Here is a 5540-nt window from a genome sequence, read left to right on the forward strand (position 1 = left end):
ACATTTTAGCATATATTTGGTAAATGCGCTAGTATTTAACGGTAAAGCCGTCGTAGAACGACGGGGTTTCAGACCCAAATTTTCGATGATCATAGACTATAGCAAAATCTCCGGGCTTTTTCCGGTTATTTCACTAAATAGCTGCGCCATTGTGAGGCAACTTCTTCGAGTAAACGCCAAGTTTTCCCCTCGATCTGTCTTTGTAAATAAAGATCAAAATTGTTGTGTTGTTTGCTATCTTTTTGATGGGGCAATTGTAGAGTTAGATCATAATCTCCCTGCAAGTGATAAGCGGGTAAATTGCCCACATAAAGCGGTTCCAGACTGGTGACATTAATTTTGGCAATTTTTACCTGCGGATCATCGATCTGTAAAGATTGACTAAGGCGATCGGATGTGTGACGAAATTGTAATAAAAGGGCTTTGGCGACGATTTCTCCGTCGGGGGCAAATTCTTGCGGGGGAGTGACACTACCACAAGCAGTCAGGAAGACAAGGAAAATACTGGTTAAAAAACCGAGAAAACGGCGCATAGAATGATATTTTGAAAAAGAATGGCAGCGAGTTAACAAAGATTATGACTCAACCAAATGAGCGAGAGAATTTCAGCCAAGCAGAAACAGTGATCCGACTACAAGAGGCGATCAAGCAGTTAAATTCGATCGTTTCCCAACTTAACACGGGAACGGGGACAGTGTTACCCCCAAAAGTTGCTGTTGATAATCTTCTTAACTCAACGCAACAGTTAGCCGCTGCTTTAAAACCAGACGAATTCGCAGAAGTTGAGCAAAGTTTAACCCCAGATTCTCCAATCGAAGCAGCGGAGGGAATCGACGATATTTTACCGGATTTCGAGCAGGTGGAAGGGTGGTGGACGACGATTTTGAGCAAAATTCGCCGACTTTTACCGGGGGGAATTAGCGAAAAAATTCCCGATTGGTTAATTACCGGCTTGTTAACAGGAAGTTTAGTCACTATCCTATTAGTAGCTGTGGTCAGTTTACCGAAAAATCCGGCGGAAATTGCCGAAAATATGCCTGAAGTTGTCTCTAGTCCTTCCCCGGCAGCCGGGGAAATTATCGAAACTCCCCCAGAATTAATCGCACCAGAGGCACCGATTCCCGTCCCGATTACCAAAGCAAAACCGCGATTAACTCCCGAACAAAGTTTAGTCGCAGCCATTCAAGAGGAAATTACCGATTTAACTACTCGTTATCCCGCCGGTATTATTTCTACCGTAGAAGCGGATTTTTTGGCTAGTCGTCTAGTAGTTATTTTGGGCGATAATTGGTATAGTCTGGAGGCATCACAACAGGATAAATTGGCTAATTCGGTTTTTCAACGTTGCCAAAGTCTCGATTTTCGCCGCTTGGAAATGAGGGATAACGAGGGAATTCTCCTCGCTAGAAGTCCCGTTGTCGGCGATCGAGTGGTGATTGTCAATCGCACTCAACCCACCGCTGCCATCTCCTCTGGTGAGTAGTTTTGAGCGCGGGGGGAGCGAGTTACAGACAAAGACAGCCTCAAGAATTCTCGCCAACCAGTCCGCTTTTTCCCCTCGCTGGTTAGATATCTAGATATACACAAAAATTAGTGATCCCTGACTTAACAGTGCTATAATTGGCTAGGTAAAATTTTGTAACGATTCTTAATCTTGAACCTACCCGATAGTCAATGCTTCCCCCCACCCGGGTGGGCTGCAGCAATTTTGGTGCGAGAAAAATTGCTCCGATCTAACCCAACTCCCTTAAACTTTTCTAGGGTTCCCCCGACCGCCAAAATTTTGCCCTAACTACCAATAATTAAGAGACTTCAAACTATACCATGAACTCTGTTATTCGTCAACAGCGAGCGCTGATCACCGGAGCCGGCAGCGGCATCGGCAAAGAAACCGCCCTCGCTTTCGCCAAGGCGGGAATTAATCTGGTTTTAATCGGTCGCGATCAGCAAAGATTGGCAACCGTGGCGGGAATGGCGGCAGATTTAGGCGTATCAGCCCAAGCTTACCCCTTAGATTTGGCAGATATCCTGGAAGTAGCTCCTAGTATCGCTAAAATCGCCCAAGAATCCGGACCGATCGATATCCTGATCAATAATGCTGGCATGGGTTACACAAACCCCTTGGCCGACACGCCTTTGTCAGACTGGCAGCGGGTGATCGATCTGAATTTAACCAGTGTTTACCAGTGTGTGCAAGGGATTTTACCAGCCATGCGTCAACAGGGGGGAGGCACGATCGTTAATGTTTCCTCGATCGCCGCCGATAATTTTTTTCCTGATTGGGGGGCTTATAGTGTCAGCAAAGCTGGATTAGTGGCATTTTCTCGCATTTTAGCCCTCGAGGAGCGGGCTAACGCCATTCGCGTCACGATTATCACCCCCGGGGCTGTCAATACTCCCATCTGGGACAGCGATAGCGTCAAAGCAGATTTCGATCGCTCGGCCATGTTAACCCCGGATATCATCGCTCAGGCCATTCTGCAAGCGGTGTTACTGCCCAAACAGGCTGTAGTGGAAACGATGACCATTATGCCCAGTGCGGGGGCATTATAACCCGAAATACTTCTATTTATCAATCAATTCGCCTACAGGCATCTTCATTATGACCATAGCTTCTTCTAACGGTTTAAACGGTAATTTAACCGACGCTATTCAAGCACGCGTGACCACTCGCCCCGATCGCAACACCCACAATGGCAAAACCGCTCAAATTCATCCAACTTCCGACGAAAACAAAGAACAGATGATGGATGCGGTCAGAAATATCCTGATCTCGGTGGGGGAAGATCCCGAAAGAGAAGGTTTATTAAAAACCCCCAAACGGGTGGCCGAAGCGATGCAGTTTCTCACCCAAGGCTATCAACAATCCCTAGAAACCCTCGTTAATGGTGCGATCTTCAATGAAGGTCATAATGAGATGGTATTAGTGCGCGATATTGACTTCTTTAGTCTCTGTGAACATCATATGTTACCCTTCATGGGGCGGGCCCACGTTGCCTATATTCCTAACCAAAAGGTGGTCGGATTAAGTAAATTGGCTCGCATTGTGGAAATGTATTCCCGTCGTTTACAAGTCCAAGAGCGCCTCACCCGTCAGATTGCCGAAGCGATTCAAGAAATTCTCGAACCCCAAGGGGTTGCGGTAGTCATGGAAGCAACCCATATGTGCATGGTCATGCGCGGGGTGCAGAAACCGGGCTCCTGGACTGTCACCAGCGCCATGTTAGGAGTCTTCCAAGACGAGCAAAAAACCCGCGAGGAGTATCTTAACCTGATCCGTCATAAACCCAATTTCTTCTAGTCCCGGAGATGGGGAAATGGGGAAATGGGGAAATGGGGAAATTCAACTAAAACCCTAAAACCCTAACACCCCAACACCCTAAAACCCAAAACCTTCTAACTGATCAGTGATAACTGATCACTGAATTTTTGCAGTCGCTCTAGCAAGAGGGCGACTTTTTTGAGGTCTTTATCACCGGGCGATCGCTCAACGCCGCTAGAGACATCAATACCCTGGGGGTGCAGCCGAGTTAAAGCTTCACCAATATTATCGGGGTTGAGTCCTCCGGCGAGAAACCAGGGCAAGGGGGGCGAAAAACTGGCTAAGGCTTGCCAGTCTAAGGTATGCCCCGTACCACCGAGCAATTGGGGATGGTAGGCATCTAAAAGTAAAGTATCGACGCTATTGAAGTAAATTGCCGACTTTTCCCAACTTTCTCTGTCTTTGATCCGCAAAGCTTTGATAATTTCCCGGTCGGGTAATAATTGCCGCAACCTTTGGCAATATTCGGGAGATTCAATACCATGTAACTGCACACTTGTCAAGGGTGTTTTAATAATTATTTGCTGAATAATTTCGGGTTGCTCGTCGGCAAAAACCCCGATAAAATCAATTTTGTCGGGTATTGCGGCGATAATGGCGTTAATTTGCTCGATTTTGACGTAACGAGGCGAACTAGGTACGAGGATAAAACCTAAAGCCGTAGCTCCGCAAGTAGCGATCGCTCGGCCTTGGTCCGGTTGGGTAATGCCGCAAATTTTAATTCGCATTTAATCTTATTCACAAAACGTTACAAAAACTGTTAAGTATTCAAACAAAAAGCAGTTTCGGGTCAAGAGCTTTTTATAATGCCCTGTGATTAACAAAATCTTATCAAGACTGGAGCGCCAATGATCCCTTCTGCCTTACTTTTCGCCACCGCTCAAACCATTCCCTGGAATTTATCCGTCGGCATTACCATGACCTTAGCTAACCTAGTAGCGTTCGTTATCGGTTATTTTGCCATCCAAAATACCGGAGCAGGTCCTGCTTTACCCTTGCCGCAGTTAGCCTCGAAAAAAAGCTTCGGTCTGCCGGAATTATTGGCTACCATGAGTTTTGGCCATATTCTCGGTGCGGGACTGGTTCTCGGTCTTTCTAATGCGGGTATTCTCTAATCAGTGACCAGTAATCAGTGACCAGTAATCAGTAAACCTCAGAGAGAGGAGCAAGGAGCCAGTAGTCAGTAGTCAGGAGAACTAAGCATAAAGAGATTTTAGGCAACTTCATCCCTATTTTTCTCATTTTTGAACTCTCAAAGCTGGATACTTTGCTGACGAATAAGAAGCAGTATTGGCTAAATTAACCCATGAAAGTTAGATGGCTGCGGAAAGAAGTATCGAAAATAATTGGTAAATCCGAACGTTGCTAATCGCTTAATTAATCGTAAATATTGCCTCTAAAGTTAATCTCATAAATAAAGATTTCGTCTGTCTCCTTGCCGATTTCAAAAATAACTCGCATTTTGCCAACACGAATTATGGAGAATCCTTTTAACTCACCTTTAAGTTTTTTGATATCAAGTTCTTCAGGGGGATAAACGTTTTGAGTTTCAAGGCAGGTTTTGAGAATACCAATTTTAGTCAAAACAGATTTTCGGGCATTGGCATCTAGTTTCTCCAAAAATTTATTGGCTGATTTACTGATCCTGATCTTCACGATTAAACCAGCCTGTAATATCAACGAAGCTGTCGTCTTTGTAATCAACAGGATTAAAGTTTGCTTCTATGTCAGCCTGTTCTATATCATCAACATAGGGAATCAGCATCTCGAAGAATTTAAACCATTCTTCCCGCATAACTTCGCAGACGCTTTCCTTGATGATGGTTTTGAGTATTAGAGCATCTAAGGTGTTTGCCGGCTCCATATATTTTCCTCCAATCTACTTGAATTCTAGCAGCAGATCAAGAAAACGGGTTTCTTACAGCAGTTATCTTGATGATCAGGTAGGCAGTTTTCGTTTTGGGGAGTCGGTGGTCGATACCAAATTAGGTTACACTTCATCTTGATGAGCAATTAGATCGTAAAATTTAGGAAGTTATTATGTTGATTTTTCAGGCTTTTTTGTCAGCCGGGTAAAATTTGCTTAAGCAACTAAGTAAAAGTGAGCGATCGATGCTAGAGAAAACACCGGTCACTAACCCCGCCCTAAAAGGGACGGGGCTTGCCTAGACCAATTTAGGCGACGCAAGTAGAGACTACCGCACCGAGACACAATCTG

Annotated in this window: 8 protein-coding genes; 4 read left to right on the forward strand and 4 right to left on the reverse strand. The window is 45.1% G+C overall.

What is annotated here, in order from left to right; genetic code table 11:
- Window positions 1-125: 125 nt before the first annotated feature.
- Window positions 126-533, reverse strand: coding sequence for a hypothetical protein (locus tag BGL89_RS09745; RefSeq protein WP_286825547.1), 408 nt, complete (start codon window positions 531-533; stop codon window positions 126-128).
- Between the two features lie 44 nt (window positions 534-577).
- On the opposite strand from BGL89_RS09745, the gene BGL89_RS09750 reads away from it, so the two are divergent.
- The 3 genes from BGL89_RS09750 (at window position 578) to folE (ending at window position 3301) form a co-directional block, all read left to right on the forward strand.
- On the forward strand, window positions 578-1483 hold the full coding sequence (locus BGL89_RS09750; RefSeq protein ID WP_286825548.1) for a hypothetical protein: 906 nt from the start codon (window positions 578-580) through the stop codon (window positions 1481-1483).
- 341 nt (window positions 1484-1824) lie between these two features.
- Window positions 1825-2553: an SDR family oxidoreductase gene (locus tag BGL89_RS09755; RefSeq protein WP_286825549.1), complete on the forward strand. Its 729-nt coding sequence runs from the start codon at window positions 1825-1827 to the stop codon at window positions 2551-2553.
- A 49-nt stretch (window positions 2554-2602) separates the two neighbouring features.
- Window positions 2603-3301: a GTP cyclohydrolase I FolE gene (folE, locus tag BGL89_RS09760; protein ID WP_286825550.1), complete on the forward strand. Its 699-nt coding sequence runs from the start codon at window positions 2603-2605 to the stop codon at window positions 3299-3301.
- Between the two features lie 95 nt (window positions 3302-3396).
- Here folE and BGL89_RS09765 read toward each other — a convergent pair whose 3' ends face one another.
- Window positions 3397-4050 (reverse strand): phosphoribosylanthranilate isomerase, encoded by a 654-nt coding sequence (locus tag BGL89_RS09765; RefSeq protein ID WP_286825551.1) that lies wholly within the window; start codon window positions 4048-4050, stop codon window positions 3397-3399.
- Between the two features lie 120 nt (window positions 4051-4170).
- On the opposite strand from BGL89_RS09765, the gene psaK reads away from it, so the two are divergent.
- Entirely contained in the window at window positions 4171-4437 is a 267-nt protein-coding gene (gene psaK, locus BGL89_RS09770; protein ID WP_286825552.1) for a photosystem I reaction center subunit PsaK, read from the forward strand.
- A 262-nt stretch (window positions 4438-4699) separates the two neighbouring features.
- On the opposite strand, the gene BGL89_RS09775 is transcribed toward psaK, so the two are convergent.
- Both BGL89_RS09775 and BGL89_RS09780 read right to left on the reverse strand, forming a co-directional pair.
- Window positions 4700-5002, reverse strand: a complete 303-nt coding sequence (locus BGL89_RS09775; RefSeq protein ID WP_323801806.1) for a type II toxin-antitoxin system RelE family toxin — start codon at window positions 5000-5002, stop codon at window positions 4700-4702.
- Window positions 4959-5186: a hypothetical protein gene (locus BGL89_RS09780; RefSeq protein WP_286825554.1), complete on the reverse strand. Its 228-nt coding sequence runs from the start codon at window positions 5184-5186 to the stop codon at window positions 4959-4961. The genes BGL89_RS09775 and BGL89_RS09780 overlap by 44 nt, the downstream gene beginning before the upstream one ends.
- Window positions 5187-5540: the final 354 nt, after the last annotated feature.

It is taken from the genome of Microcystis sp. LSC13-02, assembly GCA_002282935.1.
Taxonomy (GTDB): Bacteria; Cyanobacteriota; Cyanobacteriia; order Cyanobacteriales; family Microcystaceae; genus Microcystis.

Coding starts and splice junctions, on each gene's coding strand:
- BGL89_RS09745 (WP_286825547.1), bottom strand. CDS start 533: ATGCGCCGTTTTCTCGGTTTTTTAACCAGTATTTTCCTTGTCTTCCTG.
- BGL89_RS09765 (WP_286825551.1), bottom strand. CDS start 4,050: ATGCGAATTAAAATTTGCGGCATTACCCAACCGGACCAAGGCCGAGCG.
- psaK (WP_286825552.1), top strand. CDS start 4,171: ATGATCCCTTCTGCCTTACTTTTCGCCACCGCTCAAACCATTCCCTGG.
- folE (WP_286825550.1), top strand. CDS start 2,603: ATGACCATAGCTTCTTCTAACGGTTTAAACGGTAATTTAACCGACGCT.
- BGL89_RS09780 (WP_286825554.1), bottom strand. CDS start 5,186: ATGGAGCCGGCAAACACCTTAGATGCTCTAATACTCAAAACCATCATC.
- BGL89_RS09750 (WP_286825548.1), top strand. CDS start 578: ATGACTCAACCAAATGAGCGAGAGAATTTCAGCCAAGCAGAAACAGTG.
- BGL89_RS09755 (WP_286825549.1), top strand. CDS start 1,825: ATGAACTCTGTTATTCGTCAACAGCGAGCGCTGATCACCGGAGCCGGC.